Annotated in this window: 27 protein-coding genes; 1 reads left to right on the top strand and 26 read right to left on the bottom strand. The window is 50.0% G+C overall.

The window, feature by feature from the left end:
* Nucleotides 1-7: 7 nt before the first annotated feature.
* The 18 genes from ftsZ to PUE40_RS03640 form a co-directional block, all read right to left on the bottom strand.
* Nucleotides 8-1,156, bottom strand: a complete 1,149-nt coding sequence (gene ftsZ, locus PUE40_RS03725) for a cell division protein FtsZ (RefSeq protein WP_154554118.1) — start codon at nucleotides 1,154-1,156, stop codon at nucleotides 8-10.
* A 146-nt stretch (nucleotides 1,157-1,302) separates the two neighbouring features.
* The gene (locus PUE40_RS03720) at nucleotides 1,303-2,181 is read right to left on the bottom strand and encodes a cell division protein FtsQ/DivIB (protein ID WP_277671947.1); all 879 of its coding nucleotides are present in this window, start codon (nucleotides 2,179-2,181) and stop codon (nucleotides 1,303-1,305) included.
* Between the two features lie 29 nt (nucleotides 2,182-2,210).
* Entirely contained in the window at nucleotides 2,211-3,323 is a 1,113-nt protein-coding gene (gene murG / locus PUE40_RS03715; RefSeq protein ID WP_277671946.1) for an undecaprenyldiphospho-muramoylpentapeptide beta-N-acetylglucosaminyltransferase, read from the bottom strand.
* 4 nt (nucleotides 3,324-3,327) lie between these two features.
* A complete protein-coding gene (locus PUE40_RS03710; protein WP_277671945.1) occupies nucleotides 3,328-4,515 on the bottom strand; it encodes an FtsW/RodA/SpoVE family cell cycle protein in 1,188 nt (395 codons plus the stop codon).
* Between the two features lie 26 nt (nucleotides 4,516-4,541).
* On the bottom strand, nucleotides 4,542-5,912 hold the full coding sequence (gene murD / locus PUE40_RS03705) for a UDP-N-acetylmuramoyl-L-alanine--D-glutamate ligase (RefSeq protein ID WP_277671944.1): 1,371 nt from the start codon (nucleotides 5,910-5,912) through the stop codon (nucleotides 4,542-4,544).
* Nucleotides 5,913-5,928: 16 nt separating this feature from the next.
* Nucleotides 5,929-6,924 carry a phospho-N-acetylmuramoyl-pentapeptide-transferase gene (gene mraY / locus PUE40_RS03700; protein ID WP_154554123.1) on the bottom strand — a complete coding sequence of 332 codons (996 nt, stop codon included), beginning with the start codon at nucleotides 6,922-6,924 and terminating at the stop codon, nucleotides 5,929-5,931.
* 45 nt (nucleotides 6,925-6,969) lie between these two features.
* On the bottom strand, nucleotides 6,970-8,376 hold the full coding sequence (locus PUE40_RS03695) for a UDP-N-acetylmuramoyl-tripeptide--D-alanyl-D-alanine ligase (protein WP_277671943.1): 1,407 nt from the start codon (nucleotides 8,374-8,376) through the stop codon (nucleotides 6,970-6,972).
* Nucleotides 8,377-8,403: 27 nt separating this feature from the next.
* Nucleotides 8,404-10,443 carry a penicillin-binding transpeptidase domain-containing protein gene (locus tag PUE40_RS03690; RefSeq protein WP_277671942.1) on the bottom strand — a complete coding sequence of 680 codons (2,040 nt, stop codon included), beginning with the start codon at nucleotides 10,441-10,443 and terminating at the stop codon, nucleotides 8,404-8,406.
* Nucleotides 10,444-10,507: 64 nt separating this feature from the next.
* Nucleotides 10,508-10,900: a septum formation initiator family protein gene (locus PUE40_RS03685; RefSeq protein WP_277671941.1), complete on the bottom strand. Its 393-nt coding sequence runs from the start codon at nucleotides 10,898-10,900 to the stop codon at nucleotides 10,508-10,510.
* A gap of 30 nt (nucleotides 10,901-10,930) precedes the next feature.
* Entirely contained in the window at nucleotides 10,931-11,863 is a 933-nt protein-coding gene (rsmH, locus tag PUE40_RS03680; protein WP_154554127.1) for a 16S rRNA (cytosine(1402)-N(4))-methyltransferase RsmH, read from the bottom strand.
* 8 nt (nucleotides 11,864-11,871) lie between these two features.
* Nucleotides 11,872-12,303 (bottom strand): division/cell wall cluster transcriptional repressor MraZ, encoded by a 432-nt coding sequence (gene mraZ / locus PUE40_RS03675; RefSeq protein WP_154554128.1) that lies wholly within the window; start codon nucleotides 12,301-12,303, stop codon nucleotides 11,872-11,874.
* 177 nt (nucleotides 12,304-12,480) lie between these two features.
* Complete coding sequence (locus PUE40_RS03670; RefSeq protein ID WP_277671940.1) at nucleotides 12,481-13,236, bottom strand: acyl-[acyl-carrier-protein] thioesterase; 756 nt, start codon at nucleotides 13,234-13,236, stop codon at nucleotides 12,481-12,483.
* A gap of 12 nt (nucleotides 13,237-13,248) precedes the next feature.
* Complete coding sequence (locus tag PUE40_RS03665) at nucleotides 13,249-13,908, bottom strand: SDR family oxidoreductase (protein WP_154554130.1); 660 nt, start codon at nucleotides 13,906-13,908, stop codon at nucleotides 13,249-13,251.
* A complete protein-coding gene (locus PUE40_RS03660) occupies nucleotides 13,892-14,770 on the bottom strand; it encodes a YitT family protein (protein ID WP_277671939.1) in 879 nt (292 codons plus the stop codon). The genes PUE40_RS03665 and PUE40_RS03660 overlap by 17 nt, the downstream gene beginning before the upstream one ends.
* A 192-nt stretch (nucleotides 14,771-14,962) precedes the next feature.
* Entirely contained in the window at nucleotides 14,963-16,381 is a 1,419-nt protein-coding gene (locus PUE40_RS03655) for an amidophosphoribosyltransferase (protein WP_154554132.1), read from the bottom strand.
* Between the two features lie 155 nt (nucleotides 16,382-16,536).
* Nucleotides 16,537-18,165 carry a chaperonin GroEL gene (gene groL / locus PUE40_RS03650; RefSeq protein ID WP_277671938.1) on the bottom strand — a complete coding sequence of 543 codons (1,629 nt, stop codon included), beginning with the start codon at nucleotides 18,163-18,165 and terminating at the stop codon, nucleotides 16,537-16,539.
* 28 nt (nucleotides 18,166-18,193) lie between these two features.
* Nucleotides 18,194-18,472 carry a co-chaperone GroES gene (locus PUE40_RS03645; protein ID WP_154554134.1) on the bottom strand — a complete coding sequence of 93 codons (279 nt, stop codon included), beginning with the start codon at nucleotides 18,470-18,472 and terminating at the stop codon, nucleotides 18,194-18,196.
* A gap of 138 nt (nucleotides 18,473-18,610) precedes the next feature.
* The gene (locus PUE40_RS03640; protein ID WP_154554135.1) at nucleotides 18,611-19,447 is read right to left on the bottom strand and encodes a hypothetical protein; all 837 of its coding nucleotides are present in this window, start codon (nucleotides 19,445-19,447) and stop codon (nucleotides 18,611-18,613) included.
* An 89-nt stretch (nucleotides 19,448-19,536) separates the two neighbouring features.
* Between PUE40_RS03640 and PUE40_RS03635 the strand changes: the two genes are divergently transcribed.
* Complete coding sequence (locus PUE40_RS03635; protein ID WP_154554136.1) at nucleotides 19,537-19,704, top strand: DUF362 domain-containing protein; 168 nt, start codon at nucleotides 19,537-19,539, stop codon at nucleotides 19,702-19,704.
* A gap of 89 nt (nucleotides 19,705-19,793) precedes the next feature.
* On the opposite strand, the gene PUE40_RS03630 is transcribed toward PUE40_RS03635, so the two are convergent.
* The 8 genes from PUE40_RS03630 to pepV all read right to left on the bottom strand — a co-directional run bounded on the left by PUE40_RS03630 (nucleotide 19,794) and on the right by pepV (nucleotide 26,840).
* Nucleotides 19,794-20,438, bottom strand: coding sequence for a redox-sensing transcriptional repressor Rex (locus PUE40_RS03630; RefSeq protein WP_154554137.1), 645 nt, complete (start codon nucleotides 20,436-20,438; stop codon nucleotides 19,794-19,796).
* Nucleotides 20,439-20,498: 60 nt separating this feature from the next.
* On the bottom strand, nucleotides 20,499-20,729 hold the full coding sequence (gene acpP / locus PUE40_RS03625) for an acyl carrier protein (RefSeq protein WP_154554138.1): 231 nt from the start codon (nucleotides 20,727-20,729) through the stop codon (nucleotides 20,499-20,501).
* A gap of 69 nt (nucleotides 20,730-20,798) precedes the next feature.
* A complete protein-coding gene (locus tag PUE40_RS03620) occupies nucleotides 20,799-22,661 on the bottom strand; it encodes an ABC-F family ATP-binding cassette domain-containing protein (protein WP_277671937.1) in 1,863 nt (620 codons plus the stop codon).
* A 57-nt stretch (nucleotides 22,662-22,718) separates the two neighbouring features.
* Entirely contained in the window at nucleotides 22,719-23,735 is a 1,017-nt protein-coding gene (tsaD, locus tag PUE40_RS03615; RefSeq protein ID WP_154554140.1) for a tRNA (adenosine(37)-N6)-threonylcarbamoyltransferase complex transferase subunit TsaD, read from the bottom strand.
* Between the two features lie 16 nt (nucleotides 23,736-23,751).
* Nucleotides 23,752-24,219, bottom strand: a complete 468-nt coding sequence (gene rimI / locus PUE40_RS03610) for a ribosomal protein S18-alanine N-acetyltransferase (protein WP_154554141.1) — start codon at nucleotides 24,217-24,219, stop codon at nucleotides 23,752-23,754.
* Nucleotides 24,212-24,943 carry a tRNA (adenosine(37)-N6)-threonylcarbamoyltransferase complex dimerization subunit type 1 TsaB gene (gene tsaB / locus PUE40_RS03605; RefSeq protein WP_277671936.1) on the bottom strand — a complete coding sequence of 244 codons (732 nt, stop codon included), beginning with the start codon at nucleotides 24,941-24,943 and terminating at the stop codon, nucleotides 24,212-24,214. The genes rimI and tsaB overlap by 8 nt, the downstream gene beginning before the upstream one ends.
* The gene (gene tsaE, locus PUE40_RS03600) at nucleotides 24,931-25,389 is read right to left on the bottom strand and encodes a tRNA (adenosine(37)-N6)-threonylcarbamoyltransferase complex ATPase subunit type 1 TsaE (protein ID WP_277671935.1); all 459 of its coding nucleotides are present in this window, start codon (nucleotides 25,387-25,389) and stop codon (nucleotides 24,931-24,933) included. The genes tsaB and tsaE overlap by 13 nt, the downstream gene beginning before the upstream one ends.
* Before the next feature lie 8 nt (nucleotides 25,390-25,397).
* Nucleotides 25,398-26,840 carry a dipeptidase PepV gene (gene pepV / locus PUE40_RS03595; RefSeq protein WP_277671934.1) on the bottom strand — a complete coding sequence of 481 codons (1,443 nt, stop codon included), beginning with the start codon at nucleotides 26,838-26,840 and terminating at the stop codon, nucleotides 25,398-25,400.
* Nucleotides 26,841-26,852 lie beyond the last annotated feature (12 nt).

The raw sequence follows: 26,852 nt of genomic DNA, 5'->3' as shown, positions 1-26,852 counted from the left end.
AAATCGATTAACGCAGGAAATCCGGAACGTCAAATTCCGATGCAGCGGAATTCTCTGCCGGGTCGCTGTTTCTTCTCATCAGCTCATCCAGCGTTATTTCAACGCCTTCCAGACCGTCTCTGGAAACCGTCTTTCTGCTTGGACTCTGAGTGCTGATCTTAGGCGACTCGATCTTGGAACCGGAAATTCCCTCCGACTGGAAGTCGGTTGCAATCAGGGTAACCGATACCTTGTCTGCCATATCTTCCGATACCGATGCACCGAAGATGATATTGGCATCCGGATCTGCCTCCGCCTGAATCTTCTCTGCAATCTTGCTGATGTCCAGCATTCCCATATCCAGACCACCGGAAACGTACAGAAGAATGGATCTTGCGCCATCCACCGATGTCTCCAGCAGCGGACTCTCGATTGCATTTCGAACCGCTTCTTCTACCTTGTTGTCGCCGGATCCAACGCCCACACCCATGTGTGCAACGCCGCGACCTTCCATCGTGGTTCTGACATCCGCATAATCCACGTTGACATATCCTTCCTTGGAAATCAGATCGGAAATACCCTGAACACCCTGTCTCAGTACATCATCTGCCATTGCAAACGCGTCCATGAAGGAAGTGTTCTTTTCGCTGGAGTCAATCAGACGATCGTTCGGGATGATTACCAAAGAATCTACGAAATTCGTGAGATATTCGATACCCTTCTGTGCTCTGTTCCAACGCATCTTTCCTTCAAAAGAAAATGGCTTGGTTACTACGGCTACCGTCAATGCGCCGCAATCCATCGCTGCCTTTGCAATAATCGGTGCTGCACCGGTACCGGTACCGCCGCCCATTCCTGCAGTGATGAACACCAGGTCTGCATCCTGAAGATAACCGGTGATTTCTTCCAGAGTTTCTTCCGCCGCTTTCTGGCCAATCTCCGGATTCGCGCCGGCACCTCTTCCGCCGGTCAGCTTCTCACCAATCTGTATCTTCACCTCTGCCTTGCACTTTGCAAGAGCCTGTCTGTCTGTATTTACGGCAATAAAGGTTACGCCGGACATCTGTGCGTCCACCATTCGATTCACTGCGTTACATCCGCCGCCACCCACACCGACAACCTTGATAATCGCAGCTCTGTCCTGATCTGATATAAAGTCAGAAACAAATTCCATCATAAAGCTCCTCCTATATTTATATCTAATTTATAATACCATAAGATTTACCGAAATGCACTCTATTTCTACAGTTTTTCTTGTTAACCTACACATTTTTTCAACGCTTCTGTATTCAAAAATGCACTTCCTATGTCTATTTTAGTTTCCTATACCTTCGGTTCGAAGGAAGCGTAGCCGCTTTCCGTCAAGGTGACGGTTCCCCGCTTAATTCCTTTCTTGAACAGCGCCTTCAGCACTTTCTGCAGCCGCTCCTTTTCGATGGATTCAATCATGGTTTCCACACGTCCCTTGCAAACCATTGAATCGTATACGTATCCTCGAGCCGTATCGTCGGAGACCTTCAATTTCTTAAAGTACAGGTCTCCGTCATTCATGGCATTCAGGATGCGCAGCGCACTCTTCCATTCCTTGGAATTGGTCACCTCTAATTTCTCACCCAGCTCCATCTTTCGAATCTTGATTCCGGTAACGATGGTCACCTTCGGTTTCGTTTTAGATCGTCGAAGCAGCAATCCCTGCGAATCCACCACCAAGTATTCCTTGTTATATACCACTGCGGCAATCTGTTCCCGTTCTTTCACCCGAATCATCAGGGTACCCGGAATCCGTTTGGATACCTTCGCCTTCTCAATGTACGGACTGCCTTCCAGATATTCCACAATTTCACGGCTTCCGGAATGGTAGAACAGGTTCTTTCCCGTCGTGGCGTGGGCCATGTTGATGATTTCCTCATCGGTAAAGTAATCGTTTCCATCCACTTGAATGGAATCAATGGTGAACACCCCGGTACTCATGAATATCAGCATGGCGACGGTCAGAATGATGATGCCGCATGCCACCTTAAAAGGGCTGGGACGGCTTCGCTTCTTCTGACGCTTCAGGATGTTCGCCGCAATCTGCCGATCCAACTCCGAAGGGGGTTCCTCCGATGCCTCTTCCGAACCGTCCACATCCACCATCTCCGCTGCCAGTTCATCAATCGCTCGGTCAATGGATACGAATTCATCGTCTAATCCGAAATCCATTCCCGCGGAAGTTTCCGAATTATCTTTGTTTATTTGTTTTTCGTCCATATATCCATAATCCCTTCATACACAATGTCGGTAGCGTTTACCGGAGCGCACTTCAGGCTGCATTCCGCCATCCGCCGAACGATATCCGGATCCGCAAGGAGTTCTTTCAATATGTTCACAATTCGGTTCGGCGTATCGCCATCCTCCCGGACGATAATCGCTCCGCCGTTATCCACCACCGCTTTCGCATTGTAGTATTGATGATCTCCGGTTACGTTCGGAGACGGCACGAAGATGGCCGGACAGCCCGACATGGTAATCTCTGAAACGGACAGTGCGCCGGAGCGGCTGATGGCCACATCCGTTGCCGCCAGAGTGTTAGCCATATCCTGAATGTACGGAGACACTCGAACGTTGCTTTTGCCGGAGAGTCCCATCACTTCCAGATTATGCTGTACGTCATCGTAAAATCGCTTGCCGGTGCCGAACAGAATGGTGACGTTCGGGCGGTCGCCGTAGGCACGAATCAGTTCAATCGCCGTATCGTTGATGGCGGTAGCACCCTGACTGCCGCCAAAGGTCATAATCACAAAATCATCTTCCGGTATGCCCAGCAGTTTCCGGGATTCCTTCTTATCCTTTCCGTAGAAATCCTTCCGAACTGGATTTCCGGAATACTGCAGTTTTCGATTCTGCTTGAAGAATTTTCCCGCATCCTCAAAGCCCAGGAACACCTTCTCCGCATATTGAGACAAGAATCGATTCGCCATTCCCGGATACGCGTTCTGCTCATGGATGAATACCTTTGCACCGTATTTATGTGCTGCCAGCACCACCGGAACGCTGACATAACTTCCGGTGCTGATGACGATATCCGGACGGAATTTCTTCATAATCCGGTAGGTCTGACTCTTCCCCCTACCGGTTACCGCCAGGGTCTCCGCCATTTTAAATATGTTGGACCGGTCCACCGCTTTGGAGGGAACGATTTCCAGGGGAAAACCGTGTTTCGGAACGATTTCGTTCTCCATTCCCCGCTCATTTCCGATGTATAGGATTTCGCATTCCGGATTCTTTTCCTTGAATTTATCGCCTATGGCCAGTGCCGGATAAATATGGCCTCCGGTAATTCCTCCCGTTAAAATAATTCTCATGTTATTACCCTCGATTTTTCTTTGAAATATTCAGCATAATTCCCATCGACGCCATGAACACCAGCAGCGACGTTCCGCCGTAACTGACGAATGGAAGCGTAATTCCCGTTGCCGGCATAGAGGCGGTTACAACGGCCACATTCAGAATTACCTGAAGTGCCATCATGACCGTAATTCCAGCGCCCAGATAGAATCCAAGCTTATCCTTTGCCCGAACAGTAATGACAAAGCATCGATAAATCAGCAGAAGATATACGGACAACAGTACCACCAGACCCACGAATCCCAATTCTTCTCCGATAATCGCCAGAATGAAATCGTTCTGGGGTTCCGGAAGATAGAGGTTCTTGGTGATGCTTTTACCCGGTCCCAGACCGAAAAGCCCTCCGTTTCCCAGTGCAATCAGTCCTTGGGATACCTGATATCCTTCTCCCTGAGCATCCTTGAACGGATCGATAAAGTTGGTCATTCGTGCGTACCAGTGGGAGTCGGGGTAGAACATCAGGATAAATATCAATCCGCCGATTAGGGCCAATGCTGCCAGCACCAGCCATCCGTTCCACATGCCCGCCACGTACATGATGCCAATCATGATGGCGGCGATTACAATTGCCGTGGACAGGTTCGGCTGTTTGATAATCAGTCCCAGATGCACTATCATTACGCCGAAGAGGACGAACACGTAGATGGTTCGAACTCTTCTCGGCCGCTCCGCCACGTATCCGGCGGTGAAAATAATCATAAAAAGCTTGGAGAATTCACTCGGCGTAATTCTCAGCGGTCCCAGCTGAAACCATCGTGTCGCAAAGTTAACCGTAACGCCCAGCGGTGTGAACAAGAGTGCCAGCGCTCCAACGGACACCACCGCAAACACCCAGTAGTACTTTGTGTATTTGTGGTAATCACATCGGGTGAACATCGCCATCACGCCAATTCCCAACGCTACCCATGCCAGCTGTCTCCGCAGGTAGTAGTACGGATCGTTGTAGAAATTGGTAGTGGTGTAGTACCCTGCGCTGAACACCATCACGATGCCGAAGGCAATCAGGATTCCGGAAATCAGAGCCACCGATGCATCGTAGTTCACCGCTAAAGAACCCAGCATGCTGTCCACGTTCCATTTCGGTGTTCTGCGGACTTTCTTCTCCTTCTTTCCACTATTCGATTGCTTCTTCCGGCTGATCACACCCATCTACTTTCCGTTCTCCATTTCATCTTTCAACGAAGCAGCTGCTGAACACAGGCCTTGAAATGATCTCCCCGCTGCTCGTAATTATCGTACATATCCCAGCTTGCGCATGCCGGCGAAAGGAGCACCTTATCTCCTTCTTCTGCCAACTCCATGCACTTCTTCACGCAAGCATTCATATCTTTTTCATTATAAATCGCGTCAAATCCGACTTTTCTTGCGCATGCCTCAATCTGATTGGCATCCCGGCCCAGAAGTACCAGTGCCTTTACCCGTCCTTGCAGGTTCTCCGCCAATTCCGTAAAGTCCTGCGCCTTTCCGTCTCCGCCGGCAATGAGAACAATGTTCTCCTTCAGCGCTTTCAGCGCGATAACTGCCGCATCCACATTGGTTCCCTTGGAATCGTTGTAGAATTTCACGCCATCCACCAGGCCGCAGTACTCAATTCGATGCTCCACACCCGGGAACTCCACGATGGCTTCCCGAATGGACTCCGGATCCACCCCGGCGAAGAAGCTGATTGCCGCCGCCGACAACGCGTTCTCCACGTTGTGATCGCCGATAATCTTCAGATCGTGAATGCTGCAGATTGGCCGAACGATTCCGTTTTCATCTCGGATGACCATCTCGTCATCCTGAAGGAAGGCACCCATTTTCAGTTCTTCTTTTCGGCTAAAAGGAACCACGGTGGCTTTGCATTTTTCCGCCAAGGCGAAACAAGTCTTGTCATCGTAGTTAATCACCAGATAATCGTTTTCATCCTGATTTCGGAACACCTGCGCCTTTGCCGCTCCGTAAGCTTCCATGGTCTTGTGGCGATTCAGATGATCCGGTGTCAGATTCAAGATAGCTGAAACCTTTGCATGAAATTCCTTCACCGTCTCCAACTGGAAGCTGCTGGCTTCCGTCACCATCCATTCATCCTCCGTGGATTCCAGTGCTTTTGAAACCACTGCCACACCGATATTTCCTACGACTGCCGTCTTGCGGCGTGCCTTTTCGAAGATTTTGCCTACCAAGGTCGTTGTGGTGGTCTTTCCGTTGGTGCCGGTAATGGCAATGAAGGTTCCCTTGCTCAGGCGATACGCCAACTCCAGCTCACCGATGACCTCGACGCCGGATAATCTCGCTTCCTGCAGAAATGACAGGTCCGGTGACACGCCGGGGCTGATTACGACCAAATCATATTCGCCCATGTTATCCGGATTGCATTCAAAGAGCGCAGGAACGCCCTCTTTTTCCAGGTATTTTGCAAACTTTGGATCCACGACATCCACCGTGCGCACATCCTGTGCCACCACCTGTGCGCCCAGCTTGTGCAGCTCCTGAACCGCCGCCTTGCCGGATTTCCCCATTCCCACTACAAGAATTTTTTTACCTTTCACTTCATCTCTCATCATCTCTGCGCCTCCTTATCTAAATCGTTCCGAAGTATGCAATCACACCCAGAACCGCTGTTACTGCACAAAACATATACACTACGTTGTATTCTTTCATTCCGCCCAACTCGAAGTGATGGTGCAGCGGAGCCATTCGGAAAAATCTCTTCCCGCCGGTCTTCCGGAAGTACGCCACCTGGATGATTACCGAAAGGGCTTCCAGCACGTAGATTAATCCCACCAGCGGAAGGAGGAATTCTTTTCCCGTTACCACTGCGATTCCGGAAAGTACGCCGCCCAGTGCCATGGAACCGGTATCACCCATGAAGATTTTCGCCGGATAGTGATTGAACAGAAGAAATCCAATCAATGCACCCGCCACCACGGTTCCGCTGACGGTCAAAATGGTGTCTCCATCCTTCCATCCGATGACGGCAAAGGTTATTCCCACAATGGCAGTCACGCCAGCAGCCAGTCCATCCAGTCCATCGGTGAGGTTCACCGCATTTGACATGGCGATTTCCACGAACATTACAAACGGAATGTACAGAAGTCCAAAGCTTACGCCGATCTTCAGAAACGGAATGAACAGGTCTTCCCGTCCGGTCCGCATCATATAGAACGCCAGGCCGATGCTGAACACGGCCTGCATGATCAGCTTCTGCTTTGCCGTTAATCCCAGATTTTCCTTTTTGGCGATTTTGTTGAAGTCATCGATAAATCCGATTGCCCCAAAAGCAAGCATCGTCAGAACGATGGCCACCGCGTCCCGCACCAGGTGCGGACTTGCCCAGGATTTGAGCGGGTCTGAAACCCGAACCATGAATATCGCCATTCCGGCTGCAATGCCAATGAAGATGGCAATTCCGCCCATCGTCGGTGTACCTTGCTTCTTGAGGTGAGCCTTCGGGCCTTCCTCCCGGATATACTGACCGAACTGTTTCCGATGGAAGTACGGAATTAATCCGTAGGTCATCAGTGCGGTAATCGCCAGGGGCATAACGAAATATAGAATTACGTCCAATAGTGTCATTTTTCTTTTTATCCTTTTCTTTATTTTATTTCCGTTCCTATTGTACTACTCTGTGATTGCTGTGACAAATTTTTCCAGTTCCATGGAACGAGATGCCTTCACGTAGACCAAATCGCCGGCCTGAAGCATCGGGCGAACGGCTTTGGCAGCATCTTCCCGGTCCTCATAATACAGAACCTGCAAATCCGAAGATGCCGATTCTCCCCCTTCTGCAATGGCTTTGCCGTTCTCACCGATGGCCACCAGAATATCCACCGGCTTGGAAGCCGCGTATTCCCCTACGCTTCGGTGGAGCTGTTCCGAGTGATCTCCCAGCTCGAACATGCTTCCCAATACAGCGATTTTTCTCTTTCCCGGACTGTTCACCAGCACGTCGATTCCGGCCTTCATGGATTCCGGACTGGCATTGTAGGTATCGTTGATGACAGAGTAGTCCGTCCCTTTCACCACGCTGAGCCGGTTTGCGTTCGTCTCCACCTCGCAAAGCGCTTCTACGGACTCTTCCATGGTTATTCCAAAGACTTCTCCGATAGCCATAGCCAAAACCGCATTCCCCAGGTTGTGGGCACCGATAACCGGCAGTTTGAGGGTAACCGTCTCGTCACCGTGGGTCACATTGCATTGAACGCCCTCAATGCCCCGGTCACGAATATCCGAAAGATGATAATCCTCGCCGCCTTTCGAACCCACCGTAACGATTCTCGCATCGGAGGGCTGATGGCGCTGCGCATTTTCTTTTGTGAGAATATCGGAATCCGTATTGATTACCAATGTATTCTCCAGAGTGAATCCGGTGGATACTCGAAGTTTCTCTTCCAGAAGCTTCTCCCGAGTGCCGTACACCTCCAGGTGGGAGGTGCCCACGTTGGTGATTACGGCTGCCTCCGGCTTCGCAATCCGGGACAGCTCACCCATGGCACTGCCGTAGCCTGCACCCATTTCAATGACCGCAACCTGAATGTCTTCCGCAAAGGAAAATGCCGTCAGAGGAATTCCGAATTCGCTGTTCAGATTTCCCGGTGTCTTTCCCGTGCGGTAGCGGCTTCGCAGTACGCTGTAGAGAAATTCCTTTGTGCTTGTTTTCCCCACGCTTCCGGTCACGCCCACCTTTCGGAGACCGCTCCAGTCATCCAAATATTTTTCGCCCAGGTCCATCAGCGCCAAACGGGTATCCGGTACCAGAATGACATTCACATCTTTCTTCGCACCCATCTTTTCCGCCCAATCCGAATCGGACACCACCACATTCCGGCATCCTTTCTCATATACATCCGGCAGAAACCGGTGTGCATCGGCTCGCTCTCCGATGATGGCAAAGAACAGGCATTCCACCGGGATATCCCGGGAGTCAATGGACACGGCGGTGACGCTGTCGTGTCGGTTTCCCTCTGCCCTTGCGTATATTTTTCCTTTTACCGCCTCTGCAATGTATTCCAGATTCGTTCGCTTCATTTTCTTTCGTTCCTTTTTCTTAAAATTTTATTTGCTGTACAGATATACCGTGCTGTGCGGGGATACTTTCGTTCCGGATTTCGGATACTGATCCACCACGTGGAAGGATTTCCCGCTGTCCGCCGGTACCGCCTTGTATTTCAATCCCCTTGCGGAAAGATAATTGATGGCACTCTTGCTGTTCATTCCGGTGACCTTCGGAACAATCACCTTGGTCTCCTGATCTCTTCTTTCATTCTTGGCGTATTTCTTGCTGACGCCCAGATACGGAAGTACACCGGACATAATCCGTTTCACGATTGGGCCCGCATTCACCGCACCGAATTCGCTTCCCTTCGGACGGGTCACCATGACCAGCACCGTCACTTGAGGGTCGTCCATTGGTGCCATTGCGATAAAAGAAGCCACCGTATCGTGGGAGTATCCGCCGTTGGATGCGATATTCGCCGTTCCGGTCTTGCCGCCGATACGGTATCCCGGGATGTAGGCTGCGCCGCCGCCGCCCTTCTCCACGTAATACTGCATGATTTCCCGCATCTTGTCCGCCACTTCCGTAGATACCACCTTTCGAACCTTGGTATCCTTTATGGTCCGTACCGTCTTTCCGTCGCTGTCCAAAATCTTCTGAACCACCTTCGGTTTCATCAGGTTTCCGTCATTTCCCAAAGCGTTGATGGCACACATCAGCTGAATCGGCGTGATGGCGATACCCTGGCCGAAGCCGGTGGTCGCCAGATCCACATCTCCCAGATTGGTCGGATTCTTTACGATGGAATTTCCCTCTCCCGGCAAATCAATGCCGGTCTTGTCATCGAAACCAAAGAGGTCGATATAGTCGTAAAATCTCTTGGATCCCATGTTCAGGGCCACCCGAGCCATTGCCGGGTTGCAGGAATTTCCCACCGCCTGCTTCAGGGATTCTGTGCCGTGGGCCGTTCCCCAGCAGTTGATCTTCGTTCCGTTTACCACGATATACCCCGGGCACTTGTACCGGGATTTCCGATTCGCACTGCCGGAATCCAAAGCCGAGGCTGCCGTTACTAACTTGAAGGTGGAACCCGGTTCGTAGACCCCGCTGATAATCGGATTCGTCCACATCCGGCTCAGGTACTTACTCTGCTTGGAATCGGATAGTTTGCTGAACTGCTTTAATGCATACGGATCTGACGGTTCATACGGATTATTCGGATCGTAACTCGGATAGTTCACCATGGCCAGCACATCGCCGGATTTCGGACTCATTATAACACAGCTGATGGATTCGGCACGGGTCTTCTTCTCTCCGGCTGCCACCGCCTCCTCTGCGTAATTCTGAATCACTCCGTCAATGGTGGTGACGATGCTCTTGCCGTCTTCCGCCTGATAGTATTTTCGATTTCCGTTGAACAGGGTATTCCCCTGACTGTCGGTGGTGCTGAGTTTTCGTCCTTTCACACCGGTGAGCAGTGCGTTGTACTGGTACTCCAGCCCGCTTCTTCCGCTGTTGTTGGAATCCACGAAACCGATAACGTGAGAAGCGAAGTCCTTGTTCGGATAACTCCGGGCCATGGAAGTCTTCACCACCACGCTGTCATCGTACAGTTTCTGAAGCGCCTTTACATCATCTCTTCTCAGGCCGTCCGCCAGCTTAATTAGGTTGTCCTTGTTTTCAAATTTTTCCTTGAGCTCCTTCTCGCTGAGCCCGGTGTATTTCGACATATTCTTCAGGACTTTCTTTCGTTCGTCCTCTGTAATTTTCTTATCCTTGTACAGACTTTGGGAATACACATACAGCTCGTATTCCGTTACGCTTTGTGCCAGCGGATTCATATTGGCATCGTAGATCGTTCCCCGCACCGGATCGATGGTGGTATCCTGATCCTGCATCTCCGTGGCCTTTTCGTTCAAATCGTCTCCCCGAACAATCTGCCAATAGGCCAGCCGGAATGTCAGAACCGAAAACATCAGCACCACCAGCATGAATCCGATGCCCAGCCTCCGCCGATTCTCATCCACCACCCCGGTTCTCCGGGACATGGCCTCATCTATTCTCTTTTTCTTCGTACTTTTACGGGGTTTGTTGCTCATTCCTTATATCCACAAAAAACCACTACCCCGAAAAGACGGAGTGTGGTTTCAATTATCCATGAAATTAGTTATAGGCTTCTTTCTTTATCGTGTCCGCCAGACTGCTTCCTTGTTTCTTCTCATCCCGAATGGTGATGTAGTTGCTCTCGTCCGGCTGAACCATCCCATACTTTTTCGTGGCAATCGTTTCCACCTTCTCAATGCTGGTGGCATCGTTAATCTGTTCGTTCAGCGAATCGATTTCCGCCTGAAGAACGTCATTTCGTGCTGCCAGGGTGTTGTTCTGCTGCTGCAGATTCGTGGAATACGCTGCCATAAAAACAATTCCCAGGAGCAGCAGAGCACCGCACAGAATATATTTAATTGCGATTTTGTATTGTGCTGCAGCTGCCTGTGTCGTCGTCTTTGTTCTTCGTCTTGCAGCTGCTTTTCGGCCGGTATTTACCGCTGTACTCATTGCTTCCTCCTGTATATTATTGATATCTTTCTATATTTTCTCTATGACGCGCAGTTTTGCACTCCGCGCTCTCGGATTCTCCTCCAGTTCCCGTTCTCCCGGGGCAATTGGCTTTCGAGTGACCTTTCGCACATCCGGCTTCTTTCCGCACACGCACACCGGAAATTCCGGCGGACAGGTGCACGGATTCAGCCGAGCGTTAAAGGCTTCCTTTACCATCCGGTCTTCCAGTGAATGGAAGGTGATGATGGCCAATCTGCCGCCCGGAGCCAGTATATCCGGAAGGTGCTCCACCGCCGTCTTCAAATGTTCCAATTCTCCGTTTACCTCAATTCGAATGGCCTGGAACGTCCGTTTTGCCGGATGCGGCCCGTTTCGTCTTGCCGAAGCCGGAATGGCCGCTTTAATCACCTCCACCAGCTCCCCGGTGGTTTCAATCGGCTTCTCCTCTCGGCGGCGAACGATAAACTGTGCAATTCGAGATGCCCACCGTTCTTCTCCATATTCCTTGATGATTCGGTGGAGTTCTTTTTCATCGTATTCATTGACTACGTTGTATGCCGTAAAACTGTCGTCCTCATTCATCCGCATATCCATCGGCGCATCGTGCATGTAGGAAAATCCCCGTTCCGCCGTATCCAGCTGAAACGAGGATACGCCCAGATCCAACAGAATTCCGTCCACCGGCCGTCCTGCCGTTTCCAGAATTCGATCCACCTCGGAATAGTTGGAATGGAGAAATATTTTTTTACAAGAATAAGGTTCCAAACGCTTTTGGGAGGCTTCCAGCGCGGCCGTATCCCGGTCCACTGCCAGGAGTGTGCCCGCTTCGGATAACCGTTCGCAAATTCCGGAAGAATGCCCGCCGCCGCCGGTGGTTCCGTCCACATAGAACCCATCCGGCCGGATGTTCAAGGATTCCATTACTTCGTCGTATAGTACCGGTACATGTCTGAATGTCATTTTCGCCTCTATATATCGTATTCTTCTAACTTTGCAATAAATTCTTCGTCGTTGAACATGTTCTCACTTTCGGAGTCGTTGTAGACCTCCTTGCTCCACACCTCAATCTTATCCATAGCGCCCAAAGTAATCAGATCCTTCGTGATGGAAGCGTAGTTCTTGAGGTTCTGGGGAATCAGGATTCGTCCCTGGGAGTCCAGCTGACACTCACTGGCATTGGAAAAGAACTCCCGGATGAACCGCCGCATATCCCGATCCGTCTGACGGAGCTTTCGCATCTTTGCCACCAGCTCGTCCCAATCCTCCATGGTGTAAATGTAAAGACAGGTATCAAAACCACGGGCCAGCATGCATTTGCCGCCCAGCTGATTCCGATACTTCGACGGAACAATCATTCTATTTTTATTGTCAATAGAATTTTCATAAGTTCCCGTGAACATAGCTGCCTTCCTAAATTTTCATACACGTCTCGACTGTAATTCAATATATGCCCCATTTTAAACCACTTCACCCCACTTTTCAACAAAAACCACCAAAAAACATATTTCCTCCCCCCTTTTCCATAAAAAAAGAACCGCCGCATTGCTGCAGCGATTCTCGCACTTCTGCATATTCCGTTATTCCCAACGTTTCAATCCGAATACCGCATGGACATTGTCTTCCCCGTTCGCTTCGGTTTTGAAATAGACGATTTTATCCGCACGCGGGTCCATTTTTCCCGGGTCCAAAAAATCACTTCGAAGGATTTTCAGTTCACTGCCCAGCGGCGCCTCGTGAACGAACCGCATGTTCAGGGAAGTGATGCAGTATTCCTCCACATTCGGAATGCAATCGTACAAACAGTTGTAATACCGGGCGTTGTTCATGTGCCCGTTAATGTCAGTCAGCGTTAGAGTTACCGGCACCGTTCCGCCGTCCTTCCATTCCATCGTCTTTGGAATCCGAAATCTCGTCGGAATTCCCATCACCGGTTCCCGGTCCTCCGGGTAGGAAGACATGTCATACTCACTCTGAAGCACCAGTTTCCGGGTATCCACGTCCACCAGCGCCCAGTTGCTGTATGCTCGCGCCACCAGATTCCCCTCCAAATAGAGCTCATACGCCCGTGGAAAATTCGCCGCCTTCGCCGGAACGACCCAGGTATCGCAGTCCACATGGGCATACTTGTATACCGGCCGCATTATTTCCACGCTCATGCGGCTAACCACAAAAGCTTTCCGCTCTTCCCGGTAGATCAATCCGTAGTCTTTATCCGTATCGTGCATCTGATGATCTGCCGTTTCCTGGAGATACTGCACCAGTGCCGTCGGCGTCAACGCATCGTGACGGTCGATTTCATAAGATCTTGTCTCAAAAGACTTTGTATATTTCATCCGTTTTACCCCTTATATCTGAACCAGTTGTCCGGTGATTCCCTCCGCATCCCGAGATGCCAGGAATCGCACCGTACCGCCCAATTTCGGTTCCGCTTCTTCCCGATTCGAAAGAAGCAATCCATTCACACGAATTCGCTTATCCCGCAGCGAACGAGCCAGGGACTGAATCATCCCCTTCAGGGCCGACTGCAGCATGTTCTCCGCCAAAGACATCGGTTCGGACGTTTCCCAATCCGAATCCCCGGATTGCAACAGAACAATCACGCTTCCCCCTTCCCCCATCAAGGGCAGCATGGTCTGCAGGTAGAAACCCACGGCATCCAAATTCTTCATAATGCTTTCCCGGTCTTTGCTCCAATCTTCTGCCGGCTGTTCTCGATTCAGTTCTGGAAGAATGTTGCACACCAACGTATCCAGCCGGTCCTCCATGAATTCTTTCACCACATCTGCGGCAAACTCCATGGAATTCCGATTAAACACGTTGCATTTGATGTTCAGCGCCCCGGTTTCCCGGCTCAGTTCCAGCGCTTCCTTATATCGATCCCGACAGAAAAAGGCGGTGGTGGCTCCCCGATCGGTAAAAGCACGCACCAACGATTCTCCTCGGCTTCCGGTTCCCTCTGCAATCAGGACATGCCGGCTTTTTTTATTCTCACTTTCCAGAAGCATTCTGACTTCCTCCCTTTCGGCCCCATGTGTGACTCATAATTTCACTTACATTATACACCGAAACGAAGGCATCCGGATCCACCTTATCGATTAAATTAATCAGGGTCACGTATTCCTGACGATTTACGATGATGTTCAATTCCTTGTAGTGGTGGTAGTCGAATGCACCGGTTGCCTCGTAGAAGGTCGCACCGCTGTACATCACGTTGATGACGTAATCCCGAATTTCTTCAATATGATCCGATACCACGCACACCTTCTTCTTGATGCTGAAACCAAAGAGGAAGTGATCCAGGATGATTCCCTGGAAATAGGTTCCCAGAATACTCAGTAATCCGGTCTTGATATCGTAGATGAAAATGGATGGGATTGCTACCGCCATTCCGCAGACGGACATCGCGGTTCCCAGCTCCATATGGAAATATTTATTCATAATTTTGGTGATTACATCCAGTCCGCCGGAGGATGCGTTGTTCATAAACAAGAGGGATGCTCCCAGTGCATAGAGGAACAGGTATCCCAGCATATCCAAGAATTGATCGTCCATCAATGACTGCATGTTCGGGTAGATTTTCTCCAGAATCCGAATCACGATTGGCAGCAGAATGGACGGATACAGAGTTCGATATGTGAACTCCTTTCCCACAAAAACAGCGGACAGCAGCAGGCAGATTCCGTTCAGAATAATCAGAAGGGTACCTACCGTCATCGGAACGAATTTTGCAATCAACACTGCCAGACCGGAGATGCTTCCTACCGCCAAATGGCTTGGAGTCAGAAAGAAAAACACCGCAAAGGAAGCGATAATGGTTCCAATTGTAATAATAATATAATCCTGAATGCGCTCTTTTGTACTTTTCACCAAATTTCTCCTTTATTCAAAACAAGAATTTATCTTCAGCCAACAAAGGATTATACCATTTGTTATAAAAAAGTCATGTTCTTTTTTTAATACATTCTTAACAATTTGAACGCTCCCGGCTCTTCATTTTTGAAAAAAGGTGTTGATGATGGAATTCTTATTCCGTCATCAACACCAAAAAGCATCGAACGATTATTCTTCTTTTCCGTCCCAGCAGTAGGTGCACAGGTTTTCCACCGGAATGCCAACGGATTCCAGCATATCCTCCAGGCGGTTGTACTGCAGGGTATCATATCCCTGCTGCTTCCGAATCACTTCAATCATGTTCTGATATTTCTCGCTGTCCGGATTCAGGTAATCACCCAATTCATCGTCCTCCATGTGACGGCCTTCCAGCTCATCAATGGCTCTTCTGGCAATCAGTTCCAGCGCAGAGCGGGAACGGGAGAAGTTGAGATATTTGCAGCCGAACAGGATTGGCGGACATGCCGGACGAACGTGAATTTCTTTCGCCCCGCAGGAATAGAGGTACTTAGCCTTTTCCGCCAGCTGGGTGCCTCTGACGATGGAGTCGTCAATCAGCACAATTCTCTTATCCTTAATCAGTTCCGGAACCGGAATCAGCTTCATCTTTGCGATGAAATCCCGCTTGGTCTGAATGGTCGGCATGAAAGATCTCGGCCAAGTCGGAGTGTATTTGATAAACGGACGGGAATACGGCAGTCTGGCCTCATTGGAATATCCGATGGCGTGTGCCACGCCGGAGTCCGGAACGCCCGCAACGATATCCACATCTTCTCTCTTCAAGGTATCTCGATGGGCAATCGCCGCACCACAGCGATGTCTCATGGCCTCCACGGAAATATCTTCATAAGAAGATGCCGGATAACCGTAGTATACCCACAGGAACGTGCAGATCTTCATCTTCTTTCCCGGTTCTGCCAGAACGGTCACGCCGTCGCTGGTCATGATGTCGATTTCTCCCGGACCCAGGTTCTTGTAATCTTCGTATCCCAGATTCAAATACGCAAATTCCTCGAAGCTGGCGCAGTATCCGGTGTCCTTCTTTCCGATGGCCAACGGCGTACGACCCAACTTATCCCGCACGCAGAAAATTCCCCGCTTGGTCATAATCAGCATGCTCATGGATCCTTCAATCACGTCCTGCGCATGGCGGATGCCGTCAATCATATTATCTTTCTCGTTAATCAGGGCTGCCACCAGTTCTGTGGTATTGATGTCTCCATCTCCCATTTCCATGAACTGGGTCGTTCCGTTATCAAACAGCTTCTGCAGCAATTCCGCCTTATTGCTGATCTTTCCAACGGTGGTAATGGCAAAGGTTCCGTGGTGGGAGCGCACCGTCAAAGGCTGCGGTTCATAATCCGAAATAGATCCCATGCCCATGTTTCCCTTCATGCGAGATACATCGGCATCGAATTTCGTTCTAAAAGGAGAATTTTCAATATTATGAATGGCCCGATCAAATCCATTCTCTCCGTACACTACCAATCCGCCACGTCTGGTTCCCAAATGAGAGTGATAATCCGTTCCGAAAAACAAATCAAACACACAATCTTCTTTCAACGTCGCTGCAAAAAAACCGCCCATACGAAACCCCTTTCCTGTCGTTTCATCTGTCTTGCATCTAAAACCTAATACAAGGTATTGTATCACCCCCCGACGAAATTGACAACAGAAAAAGGACCGCTTTTGCAGTCCTTTTCCAATGAATCGGTATTCGTATGTTCTTTAAAGCGGGCAGATTACATCATGCCGCCCATGCCGCCGCCGGCAGGCATTGCCGGTGCCGGAGTATCCTCTTTGATTTCCGTAATTCCTGCTTCTGTGGTAAGGAGCATGCCGGAAACGCTTGCTGCATTCTGCAGTGCGGAACGGGTTACTTTTACCGGATCCACGATGCCGGCATCAATCATGTTTACATACTCGTCGCTTGCGGCGTTGAATCCGATTCCTTCCGGAGATTCTTTTACCTTGGATACCACAACGCTGCCTTCGAAACCGGCGTTCTCCGCAATCTGACGAACCGGCTCTTCCAGTGCTCTCTCAACAATCTTCGCACCGGTTCTCATATCGCCTTCCAGGCTGTCTGCATACTCAGTAACTGCCGGAATTGCACCGATCAGTGCTACACCACCGCCTGAAACGATGCCTTCCTCTACCGCAGCTCTGGTTGCGTTCAGTGCATCTTCCAGTCTCAGCTTCTTATCCTTCAGCTCGGTCTCCGTTGCTGCACCGGCATTGATTACCGCAACACCACCGGCCAGCTTTGCCAGTCTCTCCTGAAGCTTCTCGCGGTCGAAATCGGAAGTCGTCTCTTCTGCCTCTGCGCGGATGGAATCGATTCTCTCCTTAATCTCGGTGCGGCTGCCGTTTCCGTTGACGATAACGGTGCGATCTTTGTTGACCTTAACGGTTTCCGCTCTGCCCAGCATATCGATGGTGGTCTCCTTCAGCTCGTAACCCAGCTCCTCGCTGATTACGGTACCGCCGGTCAGGATGGCGATATCCTCCATCATGGCCTTTCTTCTGTCGCCGAATCCCGGAGCCTTTACAGCAACGACATCCAGGGTTCCTCTCAGCTTATTGACAACCAGAGTAGCCAGTGCTTCGCCTTCTACGTCATCTGCAACGATCAGCAGCTTGCTTCCGGATTTCATGATATCCTCCAGCAGCGGAACGATTTCCTGAATGTTGCTGATTTTCTTGTCGGTCAGCAGGATGTATGGGTGATCCAGAACGGCTTCCATCTTCTCGCTGTTAGCAGCCATGTATGGGGACAGATAACCTCTGTCGAACTGCATACCTTCTACAACGTCCAAAGTGGTTCCCAGAGACTTGGATTCCTCAACGGTGATGACACCGTCTTTGCCCACCTTGTCCATGGCTTCCGAAATCAGTCTGCCGATTTCCTGGTCGCCGGCGGATACGGAAGCAACCTGTGCGATGCTCTCCTTGTCGTCTACTTTCTTTGCGCTGTTCTTCAGATAATCTACAGCAACTTCAACGGCACCGTCGATACCTCTCTTCAGAACCATTGGATTTGCACCGGCAGTGACGTTCTTGAATCCTTCTCTTACGATTGCCTGTGTCAGAAGGGTTGCAGTGGTAGTACCGTCACCGGCCACATCATTGGTCTTGGTGGCAACTTCTTTGACCAGCTGTGCACCCATGTTCTCTACCTGATCTTCCAGCTCGACTTCCTTTGCGATGGACACACCGTCATTGGTAATCAGTGGGGATCCGTAAGACTTCTCAATCAGAACGTTTCGTCCCTTCGGTCCCAGTGTAATCTTAACGGTGTCTGCCAGCTTATCCACACCTGACAGAAGCTTTCTTCTGGATTCTTCTCCGTAAAACAAATCTTTAGCCATTTTTCTATCCTCCTATATCAATCGGCAGTTACTCGATTACTGCCAGAATATCTTTCTGTTCCATAATGGTATATTCCACACCTTCGTGTTTCAAATCCGTGCCGCCGTAACGAGAGAAAATTACGTGGTCTCCCTCTTTCAGCTGCATCTTCTCGTCCTCAGTTCCGGGACCAACTGCTACAACAACCGCCTGCTGAGGTCTTTCCTTTGCACTGCCGGAAAGAATCAATCCGCCTTCGGTCTTTTCCAATGCCTCGTCCTTCTTTATAACTACTCTTGCGCCCAATGGCTTAATTCCTAAACTCATTCCAGTTTCCTCCTCTATTATCTTTTTCTGTTAGCACTCATATTAATCGAGTGCCAACTTTCAAGAATTATTCTACTCACCTGCTCCTAGGATGTCAACCTCTTTCCTCGGAAAAAATGTGAAGTTATCTTCATTTTTCTATTTCCGCTTCTCCCGCTCGCTCTTTCGGATGTACACGTCCTTCACCTGAATATTCACATGTCCCAAAGAGAAGGAGGTCATGGTGCGAAGCACCTGCCAGATTTCCTGCTGGAACATGATGCAGTGACGACCGGCGCCCGGGAACTTTCGAATTCGCACTTCCACCACCAGGTTGAATCCGGACACATTTCCGTTATGGTAGAAATTCAGCACCTTAATGCACCCCCGATGGGCTTCCGCCGCAATCATGATAATATCCCGAATGGCTTCCTCTCGGATTTCAAACTTTCCGGAATAGCTGAACGGCGGCCGCACGATGGTCCGTTCTTTTCCGGATTCCTCCTGTAATGCCCGGCTGCGGAAGAATCTCGTTGGATTCAAGATGTATCCCGCAAAATTACGTTTCAATTGACCCATCGGTACCGGAATGGCATGCTCTCCGCCCTGCATCCGATGTTCTCCTGCCACCTTTCGCTGTTCTTCCGTCGTAAAATCTTCGATGTACATGCGGTGATTCGGCGCCGGAAGTTCCAGGGCATCCAGAATCCAATTCACCATTCGATCCGAAGTTCCGATAACCATCAATTTATCCGGATTTAATTCCAAGAGCTTTTTTCGAACTTCTTCCCGGTGGTCATCGTAGTTGAACAGTGCGGTTCGCATCGCCGCCGCCTTCGACGAGCATTCCTTTGCGGAACGACCGGCAGCGATTCCGCCCCGGTAGATCAGCAATCCATCATCAATGATGGCATCGATATGTTTTTCCCGGCATATTCTTGCCGCACTGTAGCTTTTTCCGGTTCCGCTTTTTCCTGTAAAAGAATATATTTCCATTGTTAAGTTATCCTTACTAAAGTTAAGTTTACAAAACTACCAAACAGGTGTTATAATCAACTCATAAATACTATAAAGGAGGTACAGTCATGGCTTATGTAATCAGCAGTGAGTGCATCGGTTGTGGAGCTTGTGCCGCTGGATGCCCAGTAGAAGCAATCAGCGAAGGTTCCCCATATGTTATCGATGCGGATGCATGCATCGATTGTGGTGCTTGTGCAGATACATGTCCTGTAGGTGCACCTGCAGAAGCTTAGTTCTTCAAGACATTCTATCATGCATGATTTATTATTAGAAAATCCCGTAGCGTTTGCTACGGGATTTTCTTTTATGCATTCATTTCGAATTAACGATTTTCCTTCTCCTTGCTGCTGATTAAGAACGACAGCGTGTGCAAACTCTCACTCAAATGTACATTCTCAATGGCAATACGTTCCGGAATATCCAAATCAATCGGTGCAAAGTTCCAAATACCTTCTACACCGCCGCGAACCAATGTATCCGCCACTTCCTGTGCGTTATCCTTTCCGCAGCAGATAATTCCGATATCGATATTGTTGTTTCGAACGTAGTCCTCCAGCTCGGAAGAGTTCTGAACCTTTACGCCGTTAATTGCCAATCCAACAATAGTTGGATTCACATCAAAAAGACCTACAATGCTGAATCCAAACTTGTAGTTCAGGATGTGATTGGTAATCGCCTGTCCTAGATGGCCCACACCCACGACAACGGTCTTGTACTCTCTGTCCAGTCCCAGAATTTTGTTAATCTCCGCATACAGATGATCTACACTGTATCCGTATCCCTGCTGACCAAATCCGCCGAACGTATTCAAATCCTGACGAATCTGAGATGCCGTATAACCAATCAATTCACTTAGTTCGTTGGAAGAAATTTTCTTCACTCCACGGCTTCGAAGATCTCCCAAATATCTTCTGTACCGTGGAAGACGCCGGATGATGGCGTTCGAAACTCTCGTATTATTTTTCATACTTTAACCAACCTTCTTTCTGAATTCTATTTCACAGCAGACAAACCACAACCCCATAAATTATTCTTCGTGGTCATCCACGTATTCCACCAGGTCACGTACGGTCTCAAATTTCTCTGCTTCCTCATCCGGAATTTCCAAACCGAAAGTTTCCTCAATTCCCAGAATGATTTCCACCATATCCAATGAGTCGCCCTCCAGGTCCTTCATCAGATTTGTGTCCATCTCTACCATATCTTCGTCAATACCAAGCTGCTCTACAATCAGTTCTCTGATTTTTTCAAATGTCATCACATTTTCCTCCGTTTAATTTATCACATTGTTAATTATAGTGAAAATAAGTGCTTTATGCAAGTTTTTTTATTGAAGTTCCATCCATTCCTCGTATTGTACTTCCAATTCCGCCTTATATTGTTCCAATAACGCCCCTTTTTCCTGAAGGAGTTCTACATTGGACATGTTCTCCGGAGCACAGAGAAGCTCTTCGGTCTCCTGGATTTTGGCTTCCAAGTCCTCAATGATTCCTTCCAGCTCCATAATGCGGCGTTCCTGCCGCCGCTGCTCCGCTTCCTGCTCCTTCCGAAGTCTCCGTTCTTCTTCGGCAGACAGTTCTCCGTCAGACGTACTCTTGGATTTCTCCCCGGAACTTTCTGCCGCCTTCCGTTCTTCTTTTTTCTGAAGATAGTAATCGAAACGCCCTTTGTATTCCACGATTCCATCGGTCGTCAATTCAAAGATTCGGGTCGGGAGCTTCTGCAGAAGATAACGGTCGTGGGAAACGATAATCAGGGTTCCCTCGAAATCCAGCAGTGCATCCTCTACCACCTCTTTGGCATCGATGTCCAAATGGTTGGTTGGTTCGTCCAGAATCAGGGTATTGGCACCGGACAGCATCAGTTTCAGCAGGGAAAGCTTTGCCTTTTCGCCGCCGGACAGGCTGCGAATCTGCTTAAACACATCATCCCCGCGGAACAGGAACCGTCCCAGAATCGACCGCATCTCCGTATCCGTATACAGATGATAGGCATTCTTCATCTCTCCCAGCACCGTTTCATTCTCATCCAGAAGAAGCTGTCCCTGATCGTAATATCCGAAATTCACGTTGTGACCGATTTTCAGATATCCCCGGTCCGCCTGCTCCTTTCCCATCAGAATCCGAAGCAATGTGGTTTTGCCCACACCGTTATCCCCGATGATGCAAATCCGTTCTCCCTTCTTGATGTCGAAGGAGACGTGATCGAACAGCTTCCGTTCGCCGAAGGATTTCTCCAAATCCTCCGCCAGCATCACATCGTTGCCGCTCTTGTATTCTGAGTGGAAAGTGAGTTTCATCCGATTGTTTTCCGTTACCGGCCGATCTTTCACTTCCATATGCGCCAGGCGCTTCTCTCTGGATCTTGCCCGGTTCACCAGCTTTTCCGTGCCGTGTCCTTTGAAACGGCGGATAATCTCTTCCTGCTTCTCGATTTCCTTCTGCTGCTTCTCATATTCCCGCAGCGCCACTTCCATCCGCTCTTCGTGCTTAATCAGATACTCGGAGTAATTTCCCCGATAATCCGTCAGATGACATCGGCTCACCTCGAAAATCCGATTCACCAGCTGGTCCAAGAAGTACCGGTCATGGGATACCACGATAATCGTTCCCTTGTACGCCTTCAGATATTGTTCCAGCCATTCCAGCATCCGAAGATCCAGGTGGTTGGTGGGCTCATCCAGCATCAGAATATCCGGCTGCTTCAGGAGCATGCAAGCCATGGCCAGACGAGTTCGTTCGCCGCCGGACAGCATGCTGATTTTTTTATCGTATTCCGATTCACCAAATCCCATATTGCGAAGTACGGACTTCAGCTCACTCTTATAGGTGTAACCGCCCTGCTCCTTGTACTTCTCCATGAGCGCGGTGTACTGTTCCAGATTCCGATTGAAATCCGGATGTTCGTGATCGGAAATGGCTTCTTCCAGCCGATGGATTTCCTTCTCCATCTCGTGGAATCGGGTAAAGGTTTTCTCCGCTTCCCGCAGCACCGTTCCCTCGGAAAAAAAATGATTTCTCTGTTTCAGGTATCCGACGGTATATCCGTTTCGTACGTAGAAGTTTCCGGTAGTCGGGGCGGCTTCGCCGGACAGAATCGACAGAAGCGTGGTCTTCCCCGCTCCGTTGGGTCCCACGATTCCGATTCGGTCTCCCTTGTTGATACTGAAAGACACATCTTCCAGTATCACATCCACTCCGTAACTTTTGCCAATTTCACTGGCCGACATTATCAGCATATCTGTAATCTAGAATTCCAAGCCCGGAATCGCATCCAGATCCGGACCGGCAAATTCTCCTTTCTTCATTTTGTAATAAGCGGAACACGCAATCATCACGCCGTTGTCCGTGCAGTACAGCGGCCGCGGCTGCATTACTTGAATTCCGTATTTCTCTCCTTCTTCCCGAATCATCTCCCGAAGACGTGAGTTGGAGGCCACGCCGCCGGCCATAACGATTCGATTCTGCCCGAATTCCCGGGCTGCGGATATCGCTTTGTTCACGATGACTTCCACCACCGCTTCCTGGAAGCTGGCGGCCATGTCCGCCACATTGATTTCTTTTCCCGCCTGTCTGCAGGAATTGATGTGGTTCAGGGCTGCCGTTTTCAACCCGCTAAAGCTAAAGTCGTAGCTCCCCGGCTCCAGATACACCCGCTTGAATTCGATGGCGTGGGGATCTCCCTCCTTTGCGGCCCGATCCACTTTTGGTCCGCCGGGATACCCCAGCCCAATAACCCGGGCCACCTTGTCAAAGGCTTCTCCCGCCGCATCATCTCGGGTTTCTCCCAGGGTTTCGCATTGATTGTAATCCTTTACAAAAACGATATTCGTATGACCGCCGGACACCACCAGTCCCATAAAAGGCGGCTCCAGTTCCGGATATTCCACGTAATTGGCCGCAATATGCCCGTGCATGTGATTCACCGCCACCAACGGAATATCCTTGGCAAAAGATATTGCTTTGGCGGCCGCTACGCCCACCAGCAGCGCGCCCACCAAACCCGGCCCGTAGGTAACGCCGACTAAATCCACCTCATTGATGGTAATCTGCGCTTCCTCCAAAGCCTGGGACAGCACCCCGTTAATATTCTCCAGGTGCCGCCTGGATGCAATTTCCGGGACTACCCCGCCAAATGCGGTGTGAATATCAATCTGGGATGAAATCACATTGGCCAATACTTCTCGGCCGTCGGCAACGATACCGATTGCGGTTTCATCACAGCTGGATTCAATTCCAAGGGTGATATGTTTTCCATTCTTCATAACATCATCTCATTCTCTATTTTAAAATTTTGCGCATCAGCAATGCGTCTTCTCCGTTATCGATATAGTACTTCTCCCGGCGTCCGATGACCTCAAAACCCAGCTTCTCATAAAGGTGAATCGCCGGTGCGTTGGATTCCCGAACTTCCAGACTGAATTCTTCATTATCATCCTGCGTCAGCCATCGTATCATGTAATCCATCATCTTCCGGCCAATGCCTCGGCCCCGGTATTCCGGCGCCACGGCAATGTTGTTCAGCTGCCCTTCTCCGGCAATCTGCCACACATCCATGTACCCGGCAAAACTTCCGTTCCATTCCGCAACGATAACCGTGGCCAATTCGTTTTCCTCCACGTCGTGACGAATGGACTCCAAACTCCAGGGGATGGGAAAGGTGATTTCTTCCAGATAAGCGATATCGGAAATATCTTCCGAAGCCGCCGGACGAATCAATAACGGTATTTCTTTTCGCGTATTATCCATGTATCTTACTGCTCAGTGTACCCGATTCCAGCCGCATCTCGGCTTCGCTTTTGCGCATGTAGTTCGGCATCAGTTTCTCGTAGGAAACCGTCTCCCCGGATTGTACCCGGCGAAGTGCCACCTGCGCTGCACTTTTTCCGTTCTGATACCGAACCGATTCCGGTGCAAAGGCATACATTTCCTCCGAGAGCTCCGTGGAAATAATGTCCCGGTAGGCATCAATTCCGTCTCCGGTGAAGAATACCGGTCCCTCCAGCTTCCGGATTTCGTTCAGCAGACCTTCAATCATATACTGTTTCTCCGGAAGAATCGGCTCCGGTCCGTCCGTTGTGGCCTTCCACAGTCCGGCATAGGTCTGGTGTCTCCGGGCGTTGATAATCGGGCAGATGTATTTCTCCCCGCTGCTGTTCTCCATTCCCTGATACGCCATGGCTTCCAAGGTGGACACCGAGACGCAGGGGAGATTCAGAACCTGTCCCAAAGTTCGGGCCGTCGTGACGCCGATTCGAATTCCCGTAAAGGACCCCGGACCCACAGAGGCTCCGATATGCGTCAAATCTGTTTTTTCAATACCGGCGTTCCGAAGGCATTCTTCCGTCAGCGTGATGATGTCCTTCAGATGATTCATCACATCGGAAGAAGAGGCCGTCCAGCAATTTCCTTCTTGATCGATCACTGCGGCCGATCCGTACTTACCGGTAGTCTCAAGTGCTAGAATATGCATTGATAAATTCGCTCTCCTTCTTTCTCTCCATAGCGGATTCGAATCAACAGGGAATCCTCCGGCAGGACATCTTCCACAATGTCCGACCATTCCACAATACTGATTCCGTCTCCGTAAAAATAGTCTTCCGCCCCGATATCCAGCAGTTCGTCCCCGGAACCAAGGCGGTACGCATCGAAGTGGAACAGTGGAATCCGGCCGCTTCGATGTTCTTTTACAATGTTGAAAGTCGGGCTGCTGATATTCTCGTGAATGCCCAGCCCTTCCGCTATGTACTTCGTCAGAGTGGTCTTTCCGGTTCCAAGATCTCCCTCCAGCGCCAGAACATCTCCCGGCTTCAGGTACGATGAAAGCTCGAGGCCGAAATCCCGGGTCTCGAGCTCATTGTGAACCGTCCAGTTGAAATTTTTCTTCTCTTCTAATTTCTTCCTGATTTCTTCTCTCATAGATTGCTTTAAGCTTCCGTTTCCATACAAAGTTTTTCCATCATAGCCGTGTAAATTCGCGTCATCTTCATTAGAGCCTCGATGCTGAGACGTTCATCCGGCTGATGCATCCGGTCTTCTTCCCCCGGGAACAGCGCACCGAACGCAACCATCCGTCGGAACACTTTGGCGTAAGTGCCGCCTCGATCCACGAACGGCTTGTTCTCGTCGTCGCCGGTTTCCTCCACGTATACGGAACACAAGGTCTGAATGAACGGATCGTCCACCGGTACGTAAGCCGGCTTGTCGTCCCCCTTCTTAATTAGCCCAATATTCGTTCCTTCCAGGGTTTTCTCTACCCCTTCGTAAACATTCTCTGAGGTATAGCTGATCGGATAACGAACATTCAATGTGACGGTCGCCACATCGTTGCTCAGTTCCATCATTCCCACGTTGCAAATCAGTTTGCCGGATGGTTCATCTTGGAATGCGCATTCCATATTCTCTCCGTGAAGCTTGAATCCGATGTGCTCATTATAATATCGAATCCATTCGGTAACTTCATCGCTGACGAAATCCAATCTTCCCAAGAAGGCCATCAGAATGCTAATGGCGTTCAGGCCCTTGTGCGGATCGGCACCGTGGGCGCTGATTCCGGTGGCTTCAATGGCCAGCGAAGTTCCCACCTTCCGGGTTTTCAGATTGTATCCGGTTTCCTTCGCAAAGGCTTCTGCCTTCGTGCGAATCGTGTCATATTCCCCATTGTCTCCCGATGCCACCACCGCCTTTGCGGTTCGCGGAACGATATTCGGGGCAAGGCCGCCGTTAATTTTCGACAGAACCAGTCCTTCTTTCGGGGAATACTTCTTCATCCGAGATGCCAGCTGGAACTTCATATTTCCCATCTCTCCGTTGGTCAGCGGAAACTCTCCGTCCGGAGTAATGCCGTAATCCGGCATCCGATCCTTTTCCAGATAGTAGTGCACGCTGTCCCGTCCGGTTTCCTCATCCAGCCCCAGGATCAGTCGAATGGTATCGGTCGGACGATATCCCGCTTCCTTGAGGGCTTTCATTCCGTACAAGCAGGCAATAACCGGTCCCTTGTCGTCCAAAGTGCCGCGGCCGAGCATCCAGCCATCGGCGATTTCAGCAGCATAAGGATCGAAGGTCCAACCATCACCCTCCGGAACGATATCCAGATGGCCGGCAATACCGAAAATTTGAGCATCCGGATTCTCGGATTTCCATTCAATATGACCGCAGTAGTGATCCCAGTCCTTTACCTCGAAGCCCAGTTCCTTTCCCAGCTTCAAGGTGTATTGATATGCTTCTTCCACGCCGGCGCCAAATGGATACACTTCGCCCTCCGGACTCCGGCAAGGCTCCGTCCGGACGCTGCGAATGCGAACCAGCTCTTGGAGCTTTTCCAGCATCTCCGCTTTATTCTTTTCGAGTATTTCTCTGTAAACCATAATTCCTCATTT

It is taken from the genome of Mogibacterium kristiansenii (assembly GCF_029224645.1).
GTDB classification, from domain to species: Bacteria; Bacillota; Clostridia; order Peptostreptococcales; family Anaerovoracaceae; genus Mogibacterium_A; species Mogibacterium_A kristiansenii.
This window is presented reverse-complemented; position numbering and strand designations above follow the sequence as displayed.